We start from the raw sequence: 1,030 nt of genomic DNA, 5'->3' as shown, positions 1-1,030 counted from the left end.
ATCCGACCTGGCCCGGCCCTCTGCGCGGGCGGAGTCGGCGGTGGAGGAGCCAGCGCCGGACCATCCGCTCGGCGCCGCCCGGGCGCAGGTCCACGCCACCTACATCGTCACGCAGACCGCGGACGGGCTGGTGATCGTCGACCAGCACGCAGCGCATGAGCGCATCGTCTATGAGCGGATGAAGGCCGAACTGCTGTCCGGCACGGTCCGGAGCCAGGGCCTGCTGCTGCCGGAGGTGGTGGAGCTGAACGAGGCCTCGGTCGACCGCCTCGCCGCCCGCCAGGCGGAGCTGGGCGAGCTGGGGCTGGAGCTCGAGCCCTTCGGCCCCGGCGCCGTGGTGGTGCGCGGCGTGCCGGCCCTGCTGGGCCAGTCCGACGTGCCCGGCCTGGTGCAGGACCTGGCCGACGCGCTGGCGGAATGGGACGACGCCCGGCCGCTGACCGAGCGGCTGGCCCATGTCTGCGCCACCATGGCCTGCCATGGCAGCGTCCGCGCCGGGCGCCGCCTGAACGCGGCGGAGATGGACGCCCTGCTGCGCAGCATGGAGGCCACGCCCAATGCCGGCCAGTGCAACCACGGCCGGCCGACCTATGTCGAGCTGAAGCTGTCCGATATCGAGAAGCTGTTCCAGCGCCGTTGAGGACGCATGGCCGATCCCGAAATCCTCGGCGAGCATCAGGGCCTGCCGCTGCTGCGCTTCGCCGACCCAGAGTCCTGGGCGGCCTGGCTGGCGGCGAATCACGCGGCCTCTCCCGGCGTCTGGCTCGCCATCGCCCGGGCCGGCTCGGGCATCGCCTCGGTGACCTATGAGCAGGCGCTGGACCTCGCCCTCTGCCATGGCTGGATCGACGGGCGGAAGCAGGGTGGCGATGCAGCGGCCTGGCGGCAGAAATTCACCCCGGCGCGGGGCCGCGCAGCGCTTGGTCGCAGCGCAATTGCGAGAAGGTGGGGGCGCTGATCGCCGCCGGGCGGATGGCGCCGGCCGGGCTGGCGGCGGTCGAGGCGGCGCGGCGCGACGGGCGGTGGCAGG

Annotated in this window: 2 protein-coding genes; both read left to right on the top strand. The window is 73.8% G+C overall.

The window, feature by feature from the left end:
* Nucleotides 1-640, top strand: a 640-nt coding sequence (locus tag P409_RS35070) for a DNA mismatch repair protein MutL (protein ID WP_034849641.1), incomplete at its 5' end; no start/stop codon positions are given.
* 6 nt (nt 641-646) lie between these two features.
* Complete coding sequence (locus tag P409_RS35065) at nt 647-958, top strand: YdeI/OmpD-associated family protein (RefSeq protein ID WP_052121735.1); 312 nt, start codon at nt 647-649, stop codon at nt 956-958.
* Nucleotides 959-1,030 lie beyond the last annotated feature (72 nt).

It is taken from the genome of Inquilinus limosus MP06 (assembly GCF_000767795.1).
GTDB lineage: Bacteria > Pseudomonadota > Alphaproteobacteria > DSM-16000 > Inquilinaceae > Inquilinus > Inquilinus limosus_E.
This window is presented reverse-complemented; position numbering and strand designations above follow the sequence as displayed.